Source organism: Sulfitobacter sp. NFXS29 (genome assembly GCF_040148765.1).
Classification (GTDB): Bacteria; Pseudomonadota; Alphaproteobacteria; order Rhodobacterales; family Rhodobacteraceae; genus Sulfitobacter.
Genome location: NZ_JAGDED010000002.1, coordinates 38,870 through 58,774, shown reverse-complemented (window position 1 = coordinate 58,774; position 19,905 = coordinate 38,870). Strand labels below are relative to the sequence as shown.

Here is a 19,905-nt window from a genome sequence, read left to right as displayed (position 1 = left end):
GCTTATCAGTAGTTGTGCTTGCGATGCGAGGCGGCATCCGCAAAGATCCGTTTCATCGTCGCTTTCAGCCCCTCAGGGTTGCCCACTAGCGTGTGGTCCCGGCAGACACGCTCGGCCACGGCATGGGCTGTGGAGAAGTCATAGCCGACGGCCACGAGGCTATCCACGAAGACCGAGTTTGGCCGGTCCCAGATCACATCATTCCACGGGCCGCGGTAGCAGCTGACGTGGATCACATTGCCCGTTGGATGCGCCTTGCTTTGGTTGTGGTAGGCGTATTTCACACCCCCGGCAAAAGCGGGCATGGCCAGCAAGCCGGTGACGGCGGTGGCGAGTAGCATTTTCATCATGAGTTGGTCCCCCAGTTATCATTGCAGCAATCAAGATCGGCAAAGCCGCGCGAAGTCCCACCCTCGCGATCCGATGGATAGAGGTTTAGGTCTAAAGGTGCTTGTTTCAAGAAGATTCGAAGGCACTGTCAGGGGGTTGAGAACAATCTCAAGGGCTTGCGGGGGATTGTCGCCAAGGCATAGGCAATAGGGTAATTTCAGTCTTTCCGCCCGACAGAAAATGGCCGCCGCAGTCATCGGTTTCACCGTTATTGCGCGAAGGATTCGTTGTAATCGGTCAAGGCTCGGCCACAAAATGTTGATTTCACAGCTTCACAGCTTCACAGCAGGGCAGTTTTTACCTAACCTAACCCTATACTAACAAGGCGCGGGTCCGGGGAGGGGTCGCATTTGCCAAAAATAAGAACCAATATTTAGAATAGGACAAAAGCTGTGGGACCCACTATTTCCAAAGCACTGCGCGCCATGGCCAGCCTGACGATGGCGGCGGCGCTGACTGTGGCCAGCACGTCGGCCGATGCGCAGACACCCTCGCAACAGGGCCGCGACAAGGGCGTCTACACGCCGACCATCTGGGTCGATCCCGATGGCTGTGAACATTGGGTCATGGATGACGGGGCCGAGGGGTATATGACCCCGCATACGACCCGTCAGGGTATCCCGGTGTGCCGCCGCGGCGATGTTTGCGGTGTGATGGAGGCGGACCAGTTCTTTGCCACCGACAAATACAACATCTCGGCCCAGGGTCGCGCGCGCTTGGCGAATTTCTTCCAGTCGACCGGGGCGGTGTCTTACATCATCACCGGCCATACTGACAGCCGTGCCTCGGATGCCTATAACATGCGTCTGTCCTACAACCGCGCAAACTCGGTAGCGCGTGTCGCCAACCAAGTCGGGGCCAAGATCGCCGATGTGCGTGGCTACGGCGAACGGATGCCTGCCGTGCCGAACAATTCCGCTGCGAACATGGCCAAAAACCGCCGTGTCGAAATTATCTGCATTCGCTGAAGGGACCATAAAAGTGATTAAGACGAAACTTCTCATGGTCACCGCCTGTGCCGTCGGCCTGTCGGCCTGTACCGATTACGAAGGCGGTCTGGGCCGGGGGTATCCTTCGGACAAGACCGTTGACCGCGGCATCGACACCAAGCACCTCAGCACCCTTCAAGCGGGCATCTGGGTTGATCCAAACGGCTGCGACCACTGGATCATCGATGACGGGGTCGAGGGCTATCTCTCGGCGCGGCTTGATAAATTCGGCAAGCCGGTCTGCTCGGGCGTGGCGCCGCCGACACATACCGCGGGCCACTTCAAAGGTGGCTCCAAGATCAAAGACCCGAACTGACCTTGGCGGGCCATATCAAACACACCGGGCCGGAGCGCGTTGCGCTTCGGCCCTTTTTGTCGCTACGGGTTGGTAAATCCTGCCCGCCTGACTATCTCACCATTTAGTGCTTCACAAAGGATACGCGCATTGCCTTCAACTGATCTGATGTCACCGGAAAGGGTGGTGGAATTTCCCGATAACCGCCTTTTGATCGACCTCTGCGGCGCCTATGACGCGCATCTGGCTGCCATCGAAAAATCGCTCGAGGTGCAGATCATCCGGCGCGGCAATCACCTGCAGATTTTGGGTGAGGGCGAGGCCGTCGAGAAAGCCGAAAGCCTGCTGAATGCGCTTTATGTGCGGCTTGAAAGCGGCCGCTCGGTTGAGGCTGCTGATGTGGACGGCATGTTGCGCATGGGCAATTCCAGCGCTGGCACAGGCGTGCGTCAGGGCGACCAGCTGGAAATGCCAATGGGCGATGCGATTGAGATCCAGACCCGTAAAAAGCGGGTTGAGCCGCGCACCGACGCGCAGAAGGCCTATGTGCAATCGCTGTTTGACAATGAACTGGCCTTTGGCATCGGGCCTGCGGGTACGGGCAAGACCTATCTGGCCGTAGCCGTGGGCGTGTCGATGTTCATCGGTGGCCATGTGGACCGGATTATTCTCAGCCGTCCTGCGGTCGAAGCGGGAGAGAAGCTGGGCTATCTGCCGGGTGACATGAAGGACAAGGTCGATCCTTATATGCAGCCGCTCTATGATGCGCTGAACGACTTCTTGCCGGGCAAGCAACTGGCAAAACTGCTAGAGGAAAAGCGCATCGAGATCGCGCCGCTGGCCTTTATGCGGGGGCGGACGCTGTCGAATGCTTTTGTCGTGTTGGATGAGGCGCAGAACGCCACGTCGATGCAGATGAAGATGTTCCTGACGCGTCTGGGACAAAATTCCCGCATGGTAATTACTGGCGACCGCACGCAGATCGACCTGCCGCGCGGGGTGCAATCGGGGCTACAGGATGCCGAGCGTTTGCTGAAAACGATCCCAAGTATTAGCTTCAATTACTTCACCTCCAAGGACGTTGTACGCCACCCGCTGGTTGCGGCGATTATCGAGGCTTATGAGGCGGATAGCGGTGCCGCTTGATGCGATGCTAGAGGATTTCGACATCGTGATTGAGGACGACCGCTGGAACGCGGTCGACCTTGAACCGCTCGCCCATGCCGCAGCGCGCGCCACTCTGGGGCATCTCGGCCTCGACGCCGAGGCGGCAGAGATGACCCTGCTGGCCTGCGATGATGCGCGCATTGCTGTGCTGAACGAAGATTTTCGTGGCAAGGCGCGTGCCACAAATGTGCTCAGCTGGCCTGCGGAGGAACGCGGTGCCGCCGCGCCGGGCGGTGATCCGCTGCCCGTCGCACCCGGCATTGACGGAATGCTTGAACTGGGCGACATCGCCATGGCTTATGAGACATGTGCCGCCGAGGCCAACGCGGCGGCCAAGCCTTTGAATGCACATGTGACCCATCTCATCGTACATGGGCTGTTGCATCTTCTGGGCTATGACCACGAAAATGACCCCGACGCCATGTTGATGGAGGGGTTAGAGCGCGAAATACTTGGCAAAATGGGTTATGATGACCCATATAAGGAAAATGGCCCTTAGGGGGCTTGTAACACAGACGGGACCCAATGGGCGATACAGACGGATCATCTGAGGCGGCGCAGAGCGCGCTTGCGGATGAAGATAGACATGAGCTGCCGGATGATAGTGCAATGCGCACCGGCAATTTCTTTTCTCGGGTGTTCGAGGCATTGAGCCCATCGGACAGCGAGGATGACACCCCCGAGGCATCGGCAGAGACCGAGCGGCCTACTGGGCATGGCATGATCAACCTGCGCCGGATGCGGGTTGATGATGTGGCGGTGCCCAAGGCGGATATCACCGCCGTGCCGGTCAGCGCCACGCTGGATGAGCTTGTGGCGGTGTTCAAGGAAAGCGGCATGACCCGCCTGCCGGTTTACGACGGCACGCTGGACACGCCTGTGGGCATGGTCCACCTGAAAGACCTTGCGCTAAACCACGGGTTTAATGGCAAAAACACCAAGTTCGATCTGCGCGCCATGCTGCGCCCTTTGGTCTATGTGCCGCCGTCGATGACCATCGGCGTGCTGCTGACCAAGATGCAGGCCGAGCGGCGGCATATGGCATTGGTGATTGATGAATATGGCGGTGTTGACGGGCTTGTCACCATCGAAGACCTGATCGAACAGGTCATAGGCGAAATCGAAGACGAACATGACGTCGACGAGGGCACCTATTGGACGGTCGAAAAGCCCGGCACTTATCTGGCGCTGGCCAAGACTCCATTGGGTGATTTCGAGGCTGAGATTGGCCATTCCCTGACCGATCATGAGACCGTCGACGAAGAGGAGATCGACACGCTTGGCGGGTTGGTCTTCATGCTGTCGGGCCGGGTTCCGGCGCGCGGCGAGGTGGTTTTGCACCCCGACGGCCCTGAGTTTGAGGTGATCGACGCCGATCCGCGTCGCATCAAACGCTTACGGGTCCGCACCCAAGGGGCCGGGGGATGATGCAGCGGCTGGCGATGCGGGGCCGCATGTTGCTGGCTCCGGTCGCCGGAGCTGCTGCCGCCTTCGGGCAAGCGCCCTATGAGCTGCCGCTGCTGCTCTTTGCCGGGCTGCTGGTGGCGTTCTGGCTGTATCGTGCGCAATCTGGCGGCCCGTTCCGCGCGGCGCTGTTGGGCTGGGGCTTTGGCTTTGGCTATTTCCTGCACGCCCTGCATTGGATCGTGTCGCCCTTCTTGGTCGATGTGGCCCGCCACGGCTGGATGGCGCCCTTTGCGCTGATCCTGTTGGCGGCGGGCATGGCGCTGTTTTGGGGGCTGGCATTCGGTCTGACCCGCTGGATTGCCCCACGGCGCGGGCTGGCCTTGGCGCTGGCTTGGGCGGCGGTGGAACTGCTGCGTGCCTATATTTTCACGGGTTTTCCATGGGCCATGCCCGCGCAGGCGCTGGTCGGCGTGATGGCCGGGCAGGGGTTGGCTTGGGTTGGACCCTATGCGCTGAACCTCTGGCTCTTTGCCATCGCCGCGATCCTGTTGCTGCGGGGGCCTTTGGCGCTGCGATTGGGGCAGGGGACGCTGGCGCTGTCGACCGTTCTGCTCTTACTGCTGCCACCGCAAGCGCCGCCTGCGGTGATGACCGATCAGGTGGTGCGGTTGGTGCAGCCCAATGCGACCCAGCGGGAGAAATGGAACGCCGACAATTTCGAATTCTTTTTCACACGGCAACTCGACTATACCGCCGCCGCGCCGCAAGACGTGGGCCAAGCGCCTGATCTGGTGATCTGGCCCGAAACCGCGATCCCGTGGGCGCTGGATATGGCGGGCAGTGCGCTGTCCAAGATTGGTGCCGCGTCTGACGTGCCAGTGGTTCTGGGTGTGCAGCGCCGGTCTAACATGCGCTACTACAATTCGCTGGTGGTGCTGGATGCCGATGGTGCGGTCGATCAGCTTTATGACAAACACCATCTCGTGCCCTTTGGCGAATATATGCCGCTTGGCGATCTGATGGCGCGTTTCGGGATCCACGGGCTCGCGGCGCAGGAGGGCAACGGCTTTTCCAGCGGGCCGGGCGCGCAGCTTCTTGATATCGGACCGCTCGGCGCGGCATTGCCGCTGATCTGCTATGAGGCCGTCTTTGCCCATGACGTGAACGCCGCCCCATCGCGGCCCGCGTTTCTGATGCAAGTCACCAACGATGCGTGGTTCGGCGAGGCCGCAGGTCCGCGCCAGCACCTTGCCCAAGCGCGGATGCGCGCGATTGAGCAGGGGCTGCCCATGGCCCGTGCGGCCAACACAGGCATCTCGGCGATGATCGACCCGCAGGGGCGGGTGACCGCATCACTGGCATTGAACACCGAAGGGTTTATCGACGCGCCGCTGCCCGCGCCACTGCCGCCCACACTCTATAGCCGCAGCGGAGATTTGCCGCTTTCTGTGCTCTTGGCGCTGTGCCTTGCAGGGCTTGCCGTGGCCCGCCGCCGCAGCCCCGGGAATGCCGATTGACCATCCACCAGCGGTTGTCTAAGCCGTTGGCAGAGCACCACAACGGCTTCCTGACGTGGTGCGTAATTTTTATTGGAGCACTACATGTCCCGTCAGAACTACACTTTCACTTCGGAATCCGTTTCCGAGGGGCACCCGGATAAGGTCTGCGACCGGATTTCCGATGCGATCCTCGACGCTTTCATCAGCGAGGAACCCGAAGCGCGGGTCGCCGCCGAAACCTTTGCCACCACCAACCGTGTTGTAATCGGGGGCGAGGTCGGTCTGGCCGACAAGGCCAAGCTTGACGAATATCTGGCCGGTGTCGAAGACATCGCCCGCGCCTGCATCAAAGACATCGGCTATGAGCAGGATGAGTTCCACCACGCGACATGTGAGATCACCAACCTGCTGCACCCCCAGTCCGCCCATATCGCCCAAGGCGTTGATGCGTCGGGTGAAAAGGAAGAGGGCGCAGGCGATCAGGGGATCATGTTCGGCTTCGCCACCGACGAGACGCCCGAGCTGATGCCCGCTCCGATCCACTACGCCCATGCGGTGCTGCGGCGTCTGGCCGAAGTGCGCAAGGACGGCACCGAGCCCACCCTGCGGCCCGACGCCAAAAGCCAGCTTTCGGTGCGCTATGAAAACGGCAAGCCAGTGGGGGTCAGCTCCATCGTGCTCTCGACCCAGCATGAGAGCGAACGCCAGACCAGCGCCGATATCCGCGATATCGTTGAGCCTTACATCCGCGAAGTGCTGCCCGAGGGCTGGATCGACGATGACACCGTCTGGCACGTGAACCCCACGGGCGTTTTTGTCATCGGCGGGCCGGATGGCGACGCGGGCCTCACGGGCCGTAAGATCATCGTCGACACCTATGGCGGAGCCGCGCCTCATGGCGGCGGTGCGTTCTCGGGCAAGGACCCGACCAAGGTTGACCGCTCAGCCGCCTATGTGGCGCGCTATTTGGCCAAAAACGTTGTGGCAGCGGGGATGGCCAAAAAATGTACCATCCAGCTTAGCTATGCGATTGGCGTGAGCGAGCCGCTGTCGATCTATTGCGACACCCATGGCACTGGCGATGTGCATGACGCGGCGATTGAAAAGGCGATCCGCCAGATCATCGATCTGACCCCGCGCGGCATTCGCGAGCATCTGCAGTTGAACAAGCCGATCTACCAGCGCACGGCGGCCTATGGGCACTTTGGCCGCGCGCCTGATGCGGATGGCGGTTTCAGCTGGGAGCGCCGTGATCTGGTCGAGCAGCTTAAGGCAGCCGTATAAAGATATAGGGGTGGGCGGTCGCGCCCACCCTCTCGGCTTCGCGGCGCTTAGCCCCGCTCGGCCTGTTTGGCCTCAATGAGAGCCACCGCAGCGGCGACCGCATCATTAATCGCCATCTCAGTCGTGTCGATCTGCTTGGCATCATCGGCCGGTTTCAGCGGCGCTTGGTCTCGGCTCATGTCGCGTAGGTCGCGCTGTTTGACGTCTTCCAACACGGTTTCATAGGTGATTTCCACCCCTTTGCCCGCAAGCTCTGCAAAGCGGCGCTGCGCGCGCACTTCGGGGCTGGCGGTGATGAAGAGTTTCACCGGTGCATCGGGGCAGATCACCGTGCCGATGTCGCGCCCGTCGAGCACCGCACCGCCCGCGCGGGTGGCAAAGCTGCGCTGGAACCGCACGAGGGCGGCACGCACCGCAGGGATGACCGCCACTTTACTGGCCTCCTGCGCCACGTCGGGGTTGCGCAGGCTGGGGTCTTCGAGATCGACAGGGGCGAGGGTTTGCGCGGCTTCTTCAGGGTTCATTCCCTTGAGGGTCTTTGCCGCCACCGCCCGGTACAAAAGCCCGGTGTCGAGGTGCGCAAAGCCGAAATGCGCCGCGACGGCCTTGGCGACCGTGCCTTTGCCCGCCGCTGCGGGGCCGTCGATGGCGACGGTCATGCCGCTGTTTGTGGTCTTTGTCATTGCAGGTTCCTTTCGTTGCGCGCCCGTAGACCAAGCAGCAGGGCTGCTCCGAAACAGGCCGCCAGTATCATCCATTTCGCCTGCGTAAACAGGCTGGCGGTCGCGACCGCTTGTTCAGTCAGCCGTTCTGGCCCCAGTTCAATGAGCCGCCCGATCAGCATGTTCTCGGTGTAATCCGCCCCGAGGTAGAGCGCGACGGCCAGCGTCAGCGCCAGCCGAAGCCCGCCCGCCGACCAACGCCGAAACCACAGCAACAGCGCCAGCGCCAAAAGCGCAGGAAAGGCCGTGTCAGCCAGCCGGAATTGGCCGAGATAGAGTGCGGTTTGGCGCGAGCTGAGGACGGCGAGATAGGCGCCTGCCTCGGCCAGATCATAGCCCAAAAGCCGCCCATCCAAGACCCCCATGCCCCCCGCGCGTAGGTAGGTTTCGGCAAAGCCCGCAAGGGCGGCAAAGGCCAGCGCGGCGCAGAGGCTGAGCCAGATGAGCCGGTCGCCTATCACGCAGGCAGCCGTTCGATCTGCGCCCCCAAGGACGCCATCAGCGGCTCGAAAATCGGGAAGGATGTGGCGATCGGCCCGCCGTCATCCACCTGCACCGGCTGTTGCGCGACCATGCCAAGGATCAGGAAAGACATGGCGATGCGGTGATCGAGGTGGCTTTGGCAGGTCGCGCCTCCGGGGATGTTGCCATGGCCCAGCCCTTTGACGATCCACCAATCCGGCCCGTCTTCGACTTCGATACCGTTGGCGCGCAGCCCCGAGGCCATGGCCTCGATCCGGTCGCTTTCCTTGACGCGCAGCTCTTTGACGCCGCGCATCACGGTGTCGCCCGTGGCACAGGCCGCCACGACCGAGAGCACGGGATATTCATCGATCATGCTCGCCGTGCGTTCGGAGGGGACTTCGATGCCATGGAGGTTGGGGGAGAATTTCGCGCGCAGGTCGGCCACAGGCTCGCCGCCCTCGGTCCGTTCGTTTTCATAGGTCAGGTCCGAGCCCATCTCGCGCAGGGTGGTGAACAGGCCTGCGCGCGTGGGGTTCAGCCCGATGCCCGGCACCAGCACGTCAGAGCCCGGCACGATCAGCGCCGCGCAAACCGGAAAGGCAGCAGAGGAGGGGTCGCGCGGCACGTCGATATGTTGGGGTTTTAGCTCGGGCTGGCCGGTCAGGGTGATGACGCGGCCCTCGTCCGTGTCCTCAACCGTGATCTCGGCGCCGAAACCCGCCAGCATCCGTTCGGTATGGTCGCGGGTGGCTTCGGCCTCGATCACAACGGTCTTGCCGGGGGCATTCAACCCCGCCAGCAGCACGGCGGATTTGACCTGCGCCGAAGGGACCGGGACAGTATAGCGCACCGGCACAGGTTCAGCCGCGCCCACGAGGGTCATCGGCAGGCGGCCCCCGGCGCGGCCCACGGATTGCGTGCCGAATAGCGCCAACGGATCGGTCACCCGCGCCATCGGGCGGCTGTTGAGACTGGCATCGCCTGTGAATGTCACGCTGATCGGAGAGGTCGCCATCGCCCCCATCAAAAGCCGCACGCCGGTGCCGGAGTTGCCGCAATCGATGACATTTTCAGGCTCGGCAAAGCCGCCGACGCCGACGCCGTGGACGGAGTAAGAACCGCCGCCGTGGTCAATCACCTCGGCCCCGAAAGCCCGCATGGCTTTGGCGGTGTCGAGCACGTCTTGCCCTTCCAAAAGCCCGGTGATCGTGGTCTCGCCCACGGCCATGGCGCCAAGGATCAGGCTGCGGTGCGAGATCGACTTGTCGCCGGGCACCTCGGCGGTGCCGCTAAGCGGCCCGCAGGGGCGCGATGACATGGGAATGGGGCTGCCGTGACTGGACATGAGGTACCTCTAATCTGCTTGAGGCCCCTATTATCGCAGGCGGGCGGCAGCGTCCATCGCCGCGCGTGCAATGGATTGTAATCAGGGTGGTATCAGGCGCTCGGGCTTAGCGTTTGCGGAAGGTCAGGTAATGCGGGGTGCGCCCTTCGCGCAGTGCCTTCTGCTCGTAGCGAGTGGAAATCCAATCGTCCCAAGGCGCACGCCAATCGTCCGGCCCTTCGGCCAGCCAATCAAACCCGTGCTGCGGCACCTGTTCGAGGGTCTGGCGCACGTAGTCTTCGATATCCGTAGCCACGCGGAAGATCGCACCGGGTTTGAGCACGCGTGCGAGCGGCTCCAGATGCTCGGGCGTGACGAAGCGGCGGCGGTGGTGGCGTGTTTTCGGCCAAGGATCGGGGTAAAGCAGAAACGCCCGGTCGATCGAGGCTTCGGGCAGCACGTCGAACATATCGCGCACGTCACCGGGATGGATCGCGAGGTTATCCACGCCCGCCCGCCGGATTTTGCCCAGCAGCATGGCGACACCGTTGATGTAAGGCTCGCAGCCGATGATGCCGACGTCCGGGTTTTGCCCCGCCTGATGCACCAGATGCTCACCACCGCCAAAGCCGATTTCCAGCCAGACCTTGCGTCCGTCAAAGAGCGTGTCGAGGTCCAGCGGTGTGCGGTCGGGATTGCTCTCCCAATCAACGGCCCCCGGCGACAATGCATCGAGATCCTCGTCGATATAGGTCTTTTGCGACTTCTTCAGGGATTTGCCTTTGAGGCGGCCATAGAAGTTGCGGCGGGGGCGTTCTGTTTCACTCATGGCGGCTCATGTAGCCGCCCCGCCGCGCCACCGCAACATTCCTCTGCAGGGGCGGTGTCGAATAGGTGGGGGTTAATCTTTTGTTAGGCTCCATGCGCCTAGATGTCGGGGCAATGCAGGGAGACAGCTGATGAGCGTGGCAAGGCATGAGGCTGGCGCGGGCGATACGGCAGGCGGTACGACTACGCCGGGCACTGTGGCGCGCATCCTGATTGTGGACGATCAGCGGTTTGATCGCATGCGGATCAAACGGCTTTGCGGCGGGCTCGACTTTCCCATCCGAATGTCCGAGGCGGAAAGTATCGCCGCCCTTGCCCAGCAGTTAGATGAGGGGGAGTTTGACCTGATCTTGCTGGATTACAACCTGCCCGATGGGGACGGGTTGTGCGGGCTGCAGATGATCCGGGCGCATCCGCGAAACGGTGCCGCGGCAACCGTGATGGTCACCGGAACGGATCAAACCGAGGTGGCAATTGAGGCGCTGCGCGGCGGATGTAGCGATTACATCGCTAAGGATGAGCTTTCGCAAAGCACTTTGCGGCGCTCGGCTTTCAACGCCCTGCAAAAGACAGCACTGCAACTGGGCATCACCACGCAGGAGCAGAAACGCTCTGAGGTTCAGAGCGTTCTGCGGCGCTTTGCTGGGGAATGTGCGCAGGAGATAAAGCCGATGGTCGGCGACGTGATGCGCGACCTGCGGGCGCTCGATCGGTCGAACCCGGCGCTGGTGGAGGAAGAGCTGGCAAAGATCGATTATACTTTCCTACGCCTGTGGGAGTTTGTAGAGGATCTGGCCAGCTTTCAAGGCAGCGAGCTTGCTGAAGGCGATCTTGCCGATCCGCCAAAACCGACACAGGGTCTGGGTGCCGGATGGGGTGGGGCAGTCGGGTGACGGGGCTGTTCATGGTGCAGCTGTTCGCGCGGGTGTCGTAGGGGTCGCGTCGGCGGGCCGGGCCCCGTCTGTTTTTTCCGCTCTCGCGGATCGTGCCGAGCATCTCTGATTTTTGCCACTCCTCGCAGCGCCTCCACCCGGCAGACCCCCGCATATCACCGGCCAAACGCATGCATAGCCCTTGCAGGAGCGGCAAAATTGGCCTATACGCGCCCTGTCTAAGGGGCGGTTACAGCTTCGGGCGCGATATAACGGGCAGGGTCGGTACCAACCGGCCCTCTTTTGTTTGCGTTCGGCTGCGGGTTTACCGCTGTGCCTTTGCTTCGGAGTTTCTCCGGCGTGATCTGCACGGTGCCACCACAACGACCAATTGCAACTCCAGACCGGCGGAGACAACCGCGCGGCCAGAAACATTTGATAAGGATACGAAAAGCTACATGACTAAAGCAATGGACGAATTCGAAGCGCTTCTGAACGAAAGCTTCGAAATGGACACGCCCCAAGAGGGCACAGTCGTCAAAGGCAAGGTGATCGCTGTCGAAGCGGGCCAAGCCATCATCGACGTCGGCTACAAAATGGAAGGCCGCGTTGAGCTTAAAGAATTTGCTGATCCCGGCGAATCCCCCAAAATCGAAGTTGGCGACGAAGTCGAAGTTTTCCTTCGCCAAGTCGAAAACGCGCGTGGCGAAGCTGTCATCAGCCGCGAAATGGCCCGCCGTGAGGAAGCCTGGGATCGTCTGGAAAAAGCCTATGCCGCAGAAGAGCGTGTCGAAGGCGCGATCTTTGGCCGTGTCAAAGGTGGCTTCACCGTCGACCTCGGCGGCGCAGTTGCGTTCCTGCCCGGTTCGCAGGTCGACGTCCGCCCCGTGCGCGACGCGGGCCCGCTCATGGGTCTCAAGCAGCCGTTCCAAATCCTCAAGATGGACCGCCGTCGTGGCAACATCGTTGTATCGCGCCGTGCGATCCTCGAAGAGTCCCGCGCCGAACAGCGTGCCGAAGTCATTGGCAACCTGACCGAAGGTCAGACCGTCGATGGTGTGGTCAAGAACATCACCGAATACGGTGCGTTTGTTGACCTTGGCGGCGTAGACGGCCTGCTGCACGTCACCGACATGGCATGGCGCCGCGTGAACCACCCCTCTGAGATCCTGTCGATCGGCGAGACCATCAAGGTCCAGGTCATCAAGATCAACAAAGAGACGCACCGCATCAGCCTCGGCATGAAGCAGCTGCAAGAAGATCCGTGGGATCTGGTTGGCGCGAAATACCCGCTGTCCTCCGTGCACAGCGGTCGTGTGACCAACATCACCGATTACGGCGCATTTGTTGAGCTGGAGCCGGGCGTTGAAGGTCTGGTTCACGTGTCCGAGATGTCTTGGACCAAGAAGAACGTGCACCCCGGCAAGATCGTGTCCACCAGCCAAGAAGTCGAAGTCATGGTTCTGGAAATCGACAGCGCCAAGCGTCGTGTTTCCCTTGGTCTCAAGCAGACCATGCGCAACCCATGGGAAGTGTTCGCTGAAACACACCCCGAGGGCACCGAAGTCGAAGGCGAAGTCAAGAACATCACCGAATTCGGTCTGTTCGTTGGCCTGCCCGGCGACATCGACGGCATGGTTCACCTCTCCGACCTCAGCTGGGACCAGCGCGGCGAAGAAGCGATCCAAGACTACCGCAAAGGTGACGTGGTTCAGGCCGTCGTCTCCGAAGTTGACGTTGAGAAAGAGCGCATCTCGCTCTCGATCAAGAACGTTGGCGGTGACAAGTTCGCTGAAGCCGTTGGTGGCGTGAAGCGCGGCTCGATCGTGACTGTGAACGTGACCTCTATCGAAGAAGGTGGCATCGAAGTCGAATACGAAGGCATGAAGAGCTTCATCCGTCGTTCCGACCTCAGCCGTGACCGTGCCGAACAGCGCCCTGAGCGTTTCTCGGTTGGTGACAAGGTTGACGTGCGCATCACCAATGTCGACGCGAAAGCACACCGTCTGGGCGTCTCCATCAAGGCACGCGAGATCGCAGAAGAGAAAGAGGCGGTACAGCAGTACGGTTCCTCCGACTCCGGCGCGAGCTTGGGCGATATCCTTGGTGCGGCGCTGAAAGGCGACGACGAGTAAGCACATTCCACGTTGAATGTGTGATCTTAACGAAGGCCCCGCATGGCAACATGCGGGGCCTTTTTGCCTTCGTGCCCCGCATTCGAATCGCAAAGTGGGATCAGGAATGTGCGCTCAATCCCTGTGCATCAGGACCGTCGCGGGCAGTAGGTGGCGGAAAAGAGCCGAAATAACAGGGGTTTCGCTGCGAAAAATCTATCGCAGTGCTGGTGGAACACCTTCCCGTATGGGGCGTTATTTCCTATAGTCGGTTAAGACATCAATAAATTCTCGGGGGACGTGCCATGATCCGGTCGGAACTGATCCAGAAGATCGCTGACGACAATCCGCATCTTTATCAACGTGATGTTGAGCGGATCGTAAACACCGTCTTTGACGAGATCACGGGCGCCATGTCGCGTGGGGACCGGGTCGAACTGCGCGGCTTTGGTGCTTTCTCGGTTAAAAAACGAGATGCCCGCGTGGGGCGCAACCCGCGCACCGGTGAGACAGTGAATGTCGAAGAAAAGCACGTGCCCTTCTTCAAGACCGGCAAGTTACTGCGCGACCGGCTGAACGGGAAAAGCTGATGCGTTACATTCGTTATGCCTGCATCGCGCTGTTCGCGGTGGCGCTGGTTTCCGTTGCCTTGGCGAACCGAAATATCGTGACACTTCAGGTACTTCCGACCGAGATTTCAGGTTGGTTTGCGGTGAACCCATCTGTGGAACTGCCGCTCTTTATCGTGATCCTTGGCGGGATCATCGTGGGTCTCTTGGTTGGTTTTGTCTGGGAATGGATCCGAGAGCACGGCCACCGGGCAGAACTGGCGCGGCAGGCCCGCGAGCGGCGTCGCCTAGAGCGCGAAGTGATCCGCCTCAAGGAAGAGAAGCATCAGGGCAAGGATGAGGTGCTGGCGCTGCTGGACGAAGCAGGCTAAACCCCTCCTATGCCCGAGAATGTTAACGTAAAAATTTGCGGTTTGACCGACCCCGCGGATGTGCCCGCCGCCCTTTTGGCGGGCGCACGGACGCTGGGCTTTGTCTTTTTCGAAAAATCCCCGCGCCATCTGTCGCTTGAGGCCGCAGCCCATATGACGGAAGCGGTGCCAGATGGCATTTGCAAAGTCGCGCTGACCGTCAACGCGGATGATGCAGCGCTTGATGCGCTGCTCGCGGCGGTGCCGTTTCTCGACATGCTACAGCTTCACGGCAGCGAAAGCCCCGCGCGGGTGGCCGAGGTCAAGGCCCGCTATGGGCTGCCGGTGATGAAGGCCGTCGGCGTGGCGGATCGCGCTGATTTGGCGGTGCTGAACGACTATGTGACGGTCGCGGATCAGCTTTTGGTCGATGCCAAACCGCCGAAAGACGCGGTCCTGCCCGGTGGGAATGGTTTGGCCTTTGACTGGCGGCTGATCGCAGGGCGGCGCTGGCCGAAGCCTTGGATGCTCGCCGGTGGTTTGAATGCCGACAACGTCGGAGAGGCGATTGCCCTTACCGGGGCGCGGCAGGTCGACGTATCCTCTGGCGTTGAAACTGCGCCGGGGGTGAAGGATGCGGAGCGCATACGCGCCTTTTGCGAAGCGGCATTGAAGTAAGCTCTTTCAGATCAAAAGAAAAAAGGCCCGGTGGCATTGCCCCGGGCCTTTCCTATTCATGCCGTCGAAGGGCCGGATCAGATTGACTGATCGTAATCGCCGACGCCCGGCTCGGTCCGGATCACTGCGTCGATATCGGCAAAGATGGCGCGCATTTCGGCTTCGGATTCGGGGCTTTCGCAAACCACGACAAGGTTCGGCGTGTTGGACGAGGCCCGCACGAGGCCCCAGCCGCCGTTGTCGAGCATGACACGCGCGCCGTTCACGGTGATCACCTCGGCAATAGCGCGCCCGCCGATCTTGTCTCCGGCCTCTGCTTTGGCGACCAGCTTTTCAACCAGACGGTCGAGGATGTCGTATTTCTCGGTGTCCGCGGCGTAGGGCGACATGGTGGGCGTGGCCCAAGTCTGGGGCAGGGCGCGGCGTAGGTCAGACATGGACATGTCCGGGTTGCGGTCCATCAGCTTGCAGATTTCTACCGCGACGCGCATGCCGCAGTCATAGCCCCGGCCAATCGGCTCGGCCAAGAAATAGTGACCGGATTTCTCAAAGCCCGCCAGCGCGCCCAGTTCTTTGACGCGGCGCTTCATGTGGCTGTGGCCGGTTTTCCAGTAGTCGGCCTTGGCCCCGTGTTTTTGCAACTCAGGGTCAGAGGCAAAAAGCCCGGTGGATTTCACATCCGCGACGAAGGTGCTGTTGGGGTAGAGTTTCACCAGATCGCGGGCCATGATGACGCCCATTTTGTCGGCGAAGATTTCTTCGCCCTCGTCGTCCACCACGCCGCAGCGGTCGCCGTCACCATCAAAACCAAGCGCCAAATCGGCGCCGGAGGCGCGCACGCTGTCGGCCATGTCATGCAGCATTTCCATGGCTTCGGGGTTCGGGTTGTAATGGGGGAAAGTGTAATCCAGCGTGTTGTGGCTATCGACAACCTCGACCCCCAGCCGGCGGAACAGCTCAGGGGCGAAGGCCGAGGCGGTGCCGTTGCCAGTGGCGCAGACGACCTTAAGCTTGCGGGTCATTTTGAAGTCTCCCACGAGGTCGTCAAGATAGGCTTCGCGCACGCCGTCGACGAATTCATAGGCACCGCCCGGACGCCGCTCGCCCCGGCCGTTCAGCACGATGTCGCGCAGCTCGCCCATCTCATCGGGGCCGTGGGTCAGGGGGCGCTGGAAGCCCATTTTGACGCCGGTCCAGCCGTTCGGGTTGTGGCTGGCGGTGACCATGGCGACCGCCGGAGCATCAAGGTGGAACTGCGCGAAATAGGCCATGGGGGAAAGGGCGGGGCCGATATCCTTGACCGTGATCCCGGCCTGCATCAGCCCAAGCATCAGGGCATTCTTGATCGACAGCGAATAGTCGCGATAGTCATTGCCCACGGCGATGACAGGCTCGATCCCGCGCGCGTGCATCTGCGTGCCAAGGCCAAGGCCAAGCGCCGTGATGCCGGGCAGGTTGATGTCGTCGGGATATTTCCAACGCGCGTCATATTCGCGAAAGCCTGTCGGGGTGATCATCGCATCGCGGAGAAATTCCCAAGTGTTCGGGGTCACGGTGGAGGCCGGTTTACTCACGTCAAATACTCGCTTTTTGGATAAATTTAGAAAGTCAGCGGATGGCTTTTTGCCAGCGCATCGAATTGCATCAACAGGTTGATCAGCCCCGGCATCTGGTCGAGGTAAATCATGTTTGGCCCATCGCTGGGGGCGCGATCGGGGTCTTCGTGCGTCTCCATAAAGATTGCGGCGACGCCGATGGATGCGGCCGCGCGCGCCATGACGGGGGCAAATTCGCGTTGACCGCCCGAGGAGCCGCCCTTGCCGCCCGGCTGCGCGACGGAATGTGTCGCGTCCATCACCACCGGATAGCCGGTCTGTGCCATCTGCGGCAGGCTGCGCATATCTGCAACCAACGTGTTGTAGCCAAAGGTCGTGCCGCGTTCGGTCAAGAGGATATTCTTGTTTCCGGTGCTTTCGATCTTATCGACGATGTTCTGCATTTCCCACGGCGCGAGGAACTGGCCCTTCTTGACGTTTACGGCCTTGCCCGTCTCGCCAGCGGCCAGCAGGATATCGGTCTGGCGGCAGAGAAACGCAGGGATCTGCAGCACGTCGACCACTTCACCAGCCTGGGCGCATTGCGCTTCGTTATGCACATCCGTCAACACGGGCACATCATTGGCGCGGGCCACGGATTGCAGGACTTGCAGCCCCTTTTCGATGCCCAAACCGCGCTTGCCCGAGAGGGAGGTGCGGTTGGCCTTGTCATAGCTGCCCTTGAAGATGAATTGCGCGCCCGCGGCGTCACAGGTTTCTTTCAGGATACCTGCGATCATCTGCGCGTGGTCTTCGCTCTCCAACTGGCAGGGGCCAGCGATCACGGTGAGGGGACGGTCGTTGCCGACGGTCAGATTGCCAATGCGCAGCTGGGTCATGAAGTTACCTGTTCTCTTAGAATGGACGCTGTCAGGGACAACATCAGGTAGATGCCTGCAAAGATAAGGAAAGCCAATATCGTGTTTTCGAACTTGCGGGGGTAGGTCGCCTCGTCCGGTGCCACGGGATTTACGGCCACGGTAAGGTAGCGCACCTGCCGCCCGGCTTCGGTTCGGGCTTGCTCCATTGCGGTTTGCGCGCTTTGCAGCACCATGTCGGCGGCGGCCAAATCGGCCTGCGCAAGCTGCGCTGCGACCGCCTGTTGCGCCAGCGAGTTTTCGCCTTCGTTGGCGGCGGTCATGCGTTCGCGCAGTTTGGTCAGCTGTTCGCGAAGCCGCCGCACATCGCCGCGCGCGCCATCGACCTTGGCTTGGTTCGGGCGTTGGTTGTCGAGCAGGGCGGCGAGTTCGAGTTCTTTCTCAATCAACAGGGTTTCGTAATTGGTGATCTGGGTCCGGATTGAGGCGATCATCGCTTCGGGATCGACGTTGTTGTCGACCTGCAATTTGATCAGCGCTTCCTGCGCCGCGCGGCGGTTTGTCTGCGCGGTCTCATAGCCTTCGAGCGCGTCGCGCATGCCGTCTTCGCGCTTTTGCTTGCTCAGGTCGTTGACCCGCTCTTCGGCATAGGTGAGCAGACGTTTCGAGAATTCTTCCGACACCTCTGGATCGGCGGCGATGACCTCCATCCGGATCACGCCTTCGGTCGGGTCATAGCCGATTTTGACGTTCTTTTTGTAGGTCTTGTAGGATTCCTCATTGGTGGGGTTTTCCGAAAGCCGCTGGATCGCGTCGATCTGCGGGTCTGCGAAATGCGTGCGAAAGCCCGCGTCTTCGTCAAGGCGCAGCATCGCGTCTTTTGATTGCAGATAGGCCTGCGTGGCGATGCTGTCTGCGCTATTGGCGAATTGCGTGGGCAGCAGCCCGCCAAAGGGGCTGGTGCCGCCGCCGCCTTCGTTCTGGATGATCAGAAACTGGCTTTCAGTGGCATACATCGGCGTGGCAATTTTGTAGAAATAATAGCCCGCCGCAAAGGTCGGCAGCATGACAAAGAAGGCGAGCCGCACCATCAGCATGGCCGCTTTACGGCGACGGCGGCGGGTGATGTCGCGCTGAATATCCGAAATCTCGCGCTGGCGGCGCTCTGCGGGGCTCACATCGGTCGAGGGCAGGCCGCGGGGGCCGCGCGGGGTGGTCTGCGGCAGCTGCACCTTTGCGTCGCCGGGCTGCCCACGGGTGGCGGGCAGATCGTTGCCGCCCTGATCGCCCGATTGCGGCACCACAAGTTCCAGCATGTTGGACCGTTGAAACGGGTCGATCCCCTTAGCGCGCAAAAGGCGCACCGCATCGAAATCTGAGGTCGGTGCCAGCCCGTGCTTCTGCGCCACGCGGCGCGCCATGCGCAATTGGCGGCCCGTCAACCCTTCGCGGCGGATCGCGTCGATATCCTGCTCGGCCGACACTTCCTTGGCCGAGGATACCTCTCCGCTGCGGGGACTTTCAGGATCCGAGGTTTTGCCGCTGCGCGCGGCATGTTCCAAGGCTTCCTTGCTGTACGACGGCTCTACCTGCGTTGCATCGGCCACGGCGCGCAGCTTGGCCGTTCTCTCGGCCTTTTCGGCATCGGTCTGCGGTGCCTGCGCTTTCGCGGCACTGCTCGGCGATGCGCCGGAGGCCGCGGGCGGCGGTGCCTTGCGGATGCGGAATTTCCTAGCCTTGGGTTTCGTAGTCATAGAGCTGTTTCGCTTCTTCCAAGGTGTCGAACATATGTAATTTACCATCCAAAAGGACAGCGGCGGAGCGGGCGAACTTTTCAAGCGTATGGGCCTGATGCGAAACGATGATGATCGTCGTGGTTTGCAGCCGTTCTTTCAGAATGTCGCCCGCCTTGCGGTTGAACTCTACGTCTGTCGTGCCGGGCATGCCTTCGTCAATGAGATAGATATCAAAATCCAGCGCCAACATCAGCGCGAAAGAGAACCGCGCCCGCATCCCCGCGGAATAGGTGCCAAGCGGTTGGTCGAAATATTCGCCCAAGCCGCACAGCCAGCGGCAAAAACTTTCGACGTAATCCGGGTCGAGCCCATAGAGCCGCGCGATATAGCGGGCGTTTTCCATGGCTGAGACTTTGTTGACGACGCCGCCCATAAAACCCAATGGAAACGAGATGTTACAACTGCGCCTGATCTCACCATCATCCGGTTTCTCCAGCCCGGCCATCATATTGATCAAGGTGGTTTTGCCAGTGCCGTTCGGGGCCAGAATGCCCAAGGACTTGCCCAGTTCCACGCGAAAAGACACCCGGTCAAGGATGACCTTGTGCTGCGATCCCGTCCAAAAGGACTTGGACACATTTTCAAATTCCAGCATTCCCTGCTCCGGTTGGTGCTGAGCGCGGCCTCTCGGCGCCTCTTGTATCAGAGGTACCTTAACCGTTTATTCACCGAATTTGACCACAATATGTCGAAATGCAGGCGATGGCCGCCGCAAGTCGCCGTGCGGGCAGGGCGCGAGAAGG

Annotated in this window: 21 protein-coding genes and 1 riboswitch; of the genes, 12 read left to right on the top strand and 9 right to left on the bottom strand. The window is 61.0% G+C overall.

All coding sequences use genetic code 11. The annotated features are described in order from the left end of the window. Positions 1 to 5: 5 nt before the first annotated feature. A complete protein-coding gene (locus J3456_RS05035) occupies positions 6 to 350 on the bottom strand; it encodes a hypothetical protein (RefSeq protein WP_349579182.1) in 345 nt (114 codons plus the stop codon). Between the two features lie 465 nt (positions 351 to 815). On the opposite strand from J3456_RS05035, the gene J3456_RS05030 reads away from it, so the two are divergent. The 7 genes from J3456_RS05030 (at position 816) to metK (ending at position 7,031) form a co-directional block, all read left to right on the top strand. After that, entirely contained in the window at positions 816 to 1,358 is a 543-nt protein-coding gene (locus J3456_RS05030) for an OmpA family protein (protein WP_386283763.1), read from the top strand. Between the two features lie 34 nt (positions 1,359 to 1,392). Next, entirely contained in the window at positions 1,393 to 1,695 is a 303-nt protein-coding gene (locus J3456_RS05025) for a hypothetical protein (RefSeq protein ID WP_386283760.1), read from the top strand. 147 nt (positions 1,696 to 1,842) lie between these two features. Continuing rightward, positions 1,843 to 2,820, top strand: coding sequence for a PhoH family protein (locus J3456_RS05020; protein WP_349579432.1), 978 nt, complete (start codon positions 1,843 to 1,845; stop codon positions 2,818 to 2,820). Beyond that, entirely contained in the window at positions 2,795 to 3,340 is a 546-nt protein-coding gene (gene ybeY / locus J3456_RS05015; RefSeq protein WP_349579181.1) for an rRNA maturation RNase YbeY, read from the top strand. The genes J3456_RS05020 and ybeY overlap by 26 nt, the downstream gene beginning before the upstream one ends. 26 nt (positions 3,341 to 3,366) lie before the next feature. Further along, a complete protein-coding gene (locus J3456_RS05010; protein ID WP_067939931.1) occupies positions 3,367 to 4,269 on the top strand; it encodes a hemolysin family protein in 903 nt (300 codons plus the stop codon). Further along, positions 4,266 to 5,765, top strand: coding sequence for an apolipoprotein N-acyltransferase (gene lnt / locus J3456_RS05005; RefSeq protein ID WP_349579180.1), 1,500 nt, complete (start codon positions 4,266 to 4,268; stop codon positions 5,763 to 5,765). Before J3456_RS05010 ends, lnt begins: the two co-directional genes overlap by 4 nt. A 31-nt stretch (positions 5,766 to 5,796) precedes the next feature. Next, a riboswitch (SAM-SAH riboswitch) is annotated at positions 5,797 to 5,845 on the top strand. Between the two features lie 4 nt (positions 5,846 to 5,849). After that, positions 5,850 to 7,031 carry a methionine adenosyltransferase gene (gene metK, locus J3456_RS05000; protein WP_349579179.1) on the top strand — a complete coding sequence of 394 codons (1,182 nt, stop codon included), beginning with the start codon at positions 5,850 to 5,852 and terminating at the stop codon, positions 7,029 to 7,031. A 47-nt stretch (positions 7,032 to 7,078) separates the two neighbouring features. Here metK and J3456_RS04995 read toward each other — a convergent pair whose 3' ends face one another. From J3456_RS04995 to trmB, 4 genes are all read right to left on the bottom strand, one after another. After that, positions 7,079 to 7,714 carry a (d)CMP kinase gene (locus tag J3456_RS04995; RefSeq protein ID WP_349579178.1) on the bottom strand — a complete coding sequence of 212 codons (636 nt, stop codon included), beginning with the start codon at positions 7,712 to 7,714 and terminating at the stop codon, positions 7,079 to 7,081. Further along, positions 7,711 to 8,214 (bottom strand): hypothetical protein, encoded by a 504-nt coding sequence (locus J3456_RS04990; RefSeq protein ID WP_349579176.1) that lies wholly within the window; start codon positions 8,212 to 8,214, stop codon positions 7,711 to 7,713. Before J3456_RS04990 ends, J3456_RS04995 begins: the two co-directional genes overlap by 4 nt. After that, positions 8,211 to 9,563, bottom strand: coding sequence for a 3-phosphoshikimate 1-carboxyvinyltransferase (aroA, locus tag J3456_RS04985; RefSeq protein ID WP_349579175.1), 1,353 nt, complete (start codon positions 9,561 to 9,563; stop codon positions 8,211 to 8,213). The genes J3456_RS04990 and aroA overlap by 4 nt, the downstream gene beginning before the upstream one ends. Positions 9,564 to 9,669: 106 nt before the next feature. Next, positions 9,670 to 10,371 (bottom strand): tRNA (guanosine(46)-N7)-methyltransferase TrmB, encoded by a 702-nt coding sequence (gene trmB, locus J3456_RS04980; RefSeq protein WP_349579174.1) that lies wholly within the window; start codon positions 10,369 to 10,371, stop codon positions 9,670 to 9,672. Positions 10,372 to 10,501: 130 nt separating this feature from the next. On the opposite strand from trmB, the gene J3456_RS04975 reads away from it, so the two are divergent. From J3456_RS04975 to J3456_RS04955, 5 genes are all read left to right on the top strand, one after another. After that, positions 10,502 to 11,263: a response regulator gene (locus J3456_RS04975; protein WP_349579173.1), complete on the top strand. Its 762-nt coding sequence runs from the start codon at positions 10,502 to 10,504 to the stop codon at positions 11,261 to 11,263. 170 nt (positions 11,264 to 11,433) lie between these two features. Continuing rightward, positions 11,434 to 13,377, top strand: coding sequence for a 30S ribosomal protein S1 (gene rpsA, locus J3456_RS04970; RefSeq protein ID WP_348160585.1), 1,944 nt, complete (start codon positions 11,434 to 11,436; stop codon positions 13,375 to 13,377). Positions 13,378 to 13,661: 284 nt separating this feature from the next. Beyond that, positions 13,662 to 13,946, top strand: a complete 285-nt coding sequence (gene ihfB, locus J3456_RS04965; protein WP_067626061.1) for an integration host factor subunit beta — start codon at positions 13,662 to 13,664, stop codon at positions 13,944 to 13,946. Beyond that, entirely contained in the window at positions 13,946 to 14,296 is a 351-nt protein-coding gene (locus J3456_RS04960; RefSeq protein WP_067626059.1) for a lipopolysaccharide assembly protein LapA domain-containing protein, read from the top strand. The genes ihfB and J3456_RS04960 overlap by 1 nt, the downstream gene beginning before the upstream one ends. A gap of 9 nt (positions 14,297 to 14,305) precedes the next feature. Beyond that, positions 14,306 to 14,953: a phosphoribosylanthranilate isomerase gene (locus J3456_RS04955; protein WP_349579172.1), complete on the top strand. Its 648-nt coding sequence runs from the start codon at positions 14,306 to 14,308 to the stop codon at positions 14,951 to 14,953. 77 nt (positions 14,954 to 15,030) lie between these two features. On the opposite strand, the gene J3456_RS04950 is transcribed toward J3456_RS04955, so the two are convergent. The 4 genes from J3456_RS04950 to J3456_RS04935 are packed head-to-tail and all read right to left on the bottom strand — an operon-like array spanning position 15,031 to position 19,757. After that, the gene (locus J3456_RS04950; RefSeq protein WP_349579171.1) at positions 15,031 to 16,527 is read right to left on the bottom strand and encodes a phosphomannomutase/phosphoglucomutase; all 1,497 of its coding nucleotides are present in this window, start codon (positions 16,525 to 16,527) and stop codon (positions 15,031 to 15,033) included. Between the two features lie 26 nt (positions 16,528 to 16,553). Continuing rightward, positions 16,554 to 17,387 (bottom strand): 3-deoxy-8-phosphooctulonate synthase, encoded by an 834-nt coding sequence (gene kdsA / locus J3456_RS04945; protein WP_349579170.1) that lies wholly within the window; start codon positions 17,385 to 17,387, stop codon positions 16,554 to 16,556. After that, positions 17,384 to 19,120, bottom strand: coding sequence for a KpsE/RkpR family capsule polysaccharide export protein (locus J3456_RS04940; RefSeq protein ID WP_349579169.1), 1,737 nt, complete (start codon positions 19,118 to 19,120; stop codon positions 17,384 to 17,386). Before J3456_RS04940 ends, kdsA begins: the two co-directional genes overlap by 4 nt. After that, positions 19,098 to 19,757 (bottom strand): ABC transporter ATP-binding protein, encoded by a 660-nt coding sequence (locus J3456_RS04935; protein WP_067628983.1) that lies wholly within the window; start codon positions 19,755 to 19,757, stop codon positions 19,098 to 19,100. Before J3456_RS04935 ends, J3456_RS04940 begins: the two co-directional genes overlap by 23 nt. Positions 19,758 to 19,905: the final 148 nt, after the last annotated feature.

What these genes read in the sequence shown, in the direction of transcription:
- J3456_RS05035 (WP_349579182.1), bottom strand. Translation starts at nt 350, where the DNA reads ATGATGAAAATGCTACTCGCCACCGCCGTCACCGGCTTGCTGGCCATG.
- J3456_RS05030 (WP_386283763.1), top strand. Translation starts at nt 816, where the DNA reads ATGGCCAGCCTGACGATGGCGGCGGCGCTGACTGTGGCCAGCACGTCG.
- J3456_RS05025 (WP_386283760.1), top strand. Translation starts at nt 1,393, where the DNA reads ATGGTCACCGCCTGTGCCGTCGGCCTGTCGGCCTGTACCGATTACGAA.
- J3456_RS05020 (WP_349579432.1), top strand. Translation starts at nt 1,843, where the DNA reads ATGTCACCGGAAAGGGTGGTGGAATTTCCCGATAACCGCCTTTTGATC.
- ybeY (WP_349579181.1), top strand. Translation starts at nt 2,795, where the DNA reads ATGAGGCGGATAGCGGTGCCGCTTGATGCGATGCTAGAGGATTTCGAC.
- J3456_RS05010 (WP_067939931.1), top strand. Translation starts at nt 3,367, where the DNA reads ATGGGCGATACAGACGGATCATCTGAGGCGGCGCAGAGCGCGCTTGCG.
- lnt (WP_349579180.1), top strand. Translation starts at nt 4,266, where the DNA reads ATGATGCAGCGGCTGGCGATGCGGGGCCGCATGTTGCTGGCTCCGGTC.
- metK (WP_349579179.1), top strand. Translation starts at nt 5,850, where the DNA reads ATGTCCCGTCAGAACTACACTTTCACTTCGGAATCCGTTTCCGAGGGG.
- J3456_RS04995 (WP_349579178.1), bottom strand. Translation starts at nt 7,714, where the DNA reads ATGACAAAGACCACAAACAGCGGCATGACCGTCGCCATCGACGGCCCC.
- aroA (WP_349579175.1), bottom strand. Translation starts at nt 9,563, where the DNA reads ATGTCCAGTCACGGCAGCCCCATTCCCATGTCATCGCGCCCCTGCGGG.
- trmB (WP_349579174.1), bottom strand. Translation starts at nt 10,371, where the DNA reads ATGAGTGAAACAGAACGCCCCCGCCGCAACTTCTATGGCCGCCTCAAA.
- J3456_RS04975 (WP_349579173.1), top strand. Translation starts at nt 10,502, where the DNA reads ATGAGCGTGGCAAGGCATGAGGCTGGCGCGGGCGATACGGCAGGCGGT.
- rpsA (WP_348160585.1), top strand. Translation starts at nt 11,434, where the DNA reads ATGCATAGCCCTTGCAGGAGCGGCAAAATTGGCCTATACGCGCCCTGT.
- ihfB (WP_067626061.1), top strand. Translation starts at nt 13,662, where the DNA reads ATGATCCGGTCGGAACTGATCCAGAAGATCGCTGACGACAATCCGCAT.
- J3456_RS04960 (WP_067626059.1), top strand. Translation starts at nt 13,946, where the DNA reads ATGCGTTACATTCGTTATGCCTGCATCGCGCTGTTCGCGGTGGCGCTG.
- J3456_RS04955 (WP_349579172.1), top strand. Translation starts at nt 14,306, where the DNA reads ATGCCCGAGAATGTTAACGTAAAAATTTGCGGTTTGACCGACCCCGCG.
- kdsA (WP_349579170.1), bottom strand. Translation starts at nt 17,387, where the DNA reads ATGACCCAGCTGCGCATTGGCAATCTGACCGTCGGCAACGACCGTCCC.
- J3456_RS04940 (WP_349579169.1), bottom strand. Translation starts at nt 19,120, where the DNA reads ATGACTACGAAACCCAAGGCTAGGAAATTCCGCATCCGCAAGGCACCG.
- J3456_RS04935 (WP_067628983.1), bottom strand. Translation starts at nt 19,757, where the DNA reads ATGCTGGAATTTGAAAATGTGTCCAAGTCCTTTTGGACGGGATCGCAG.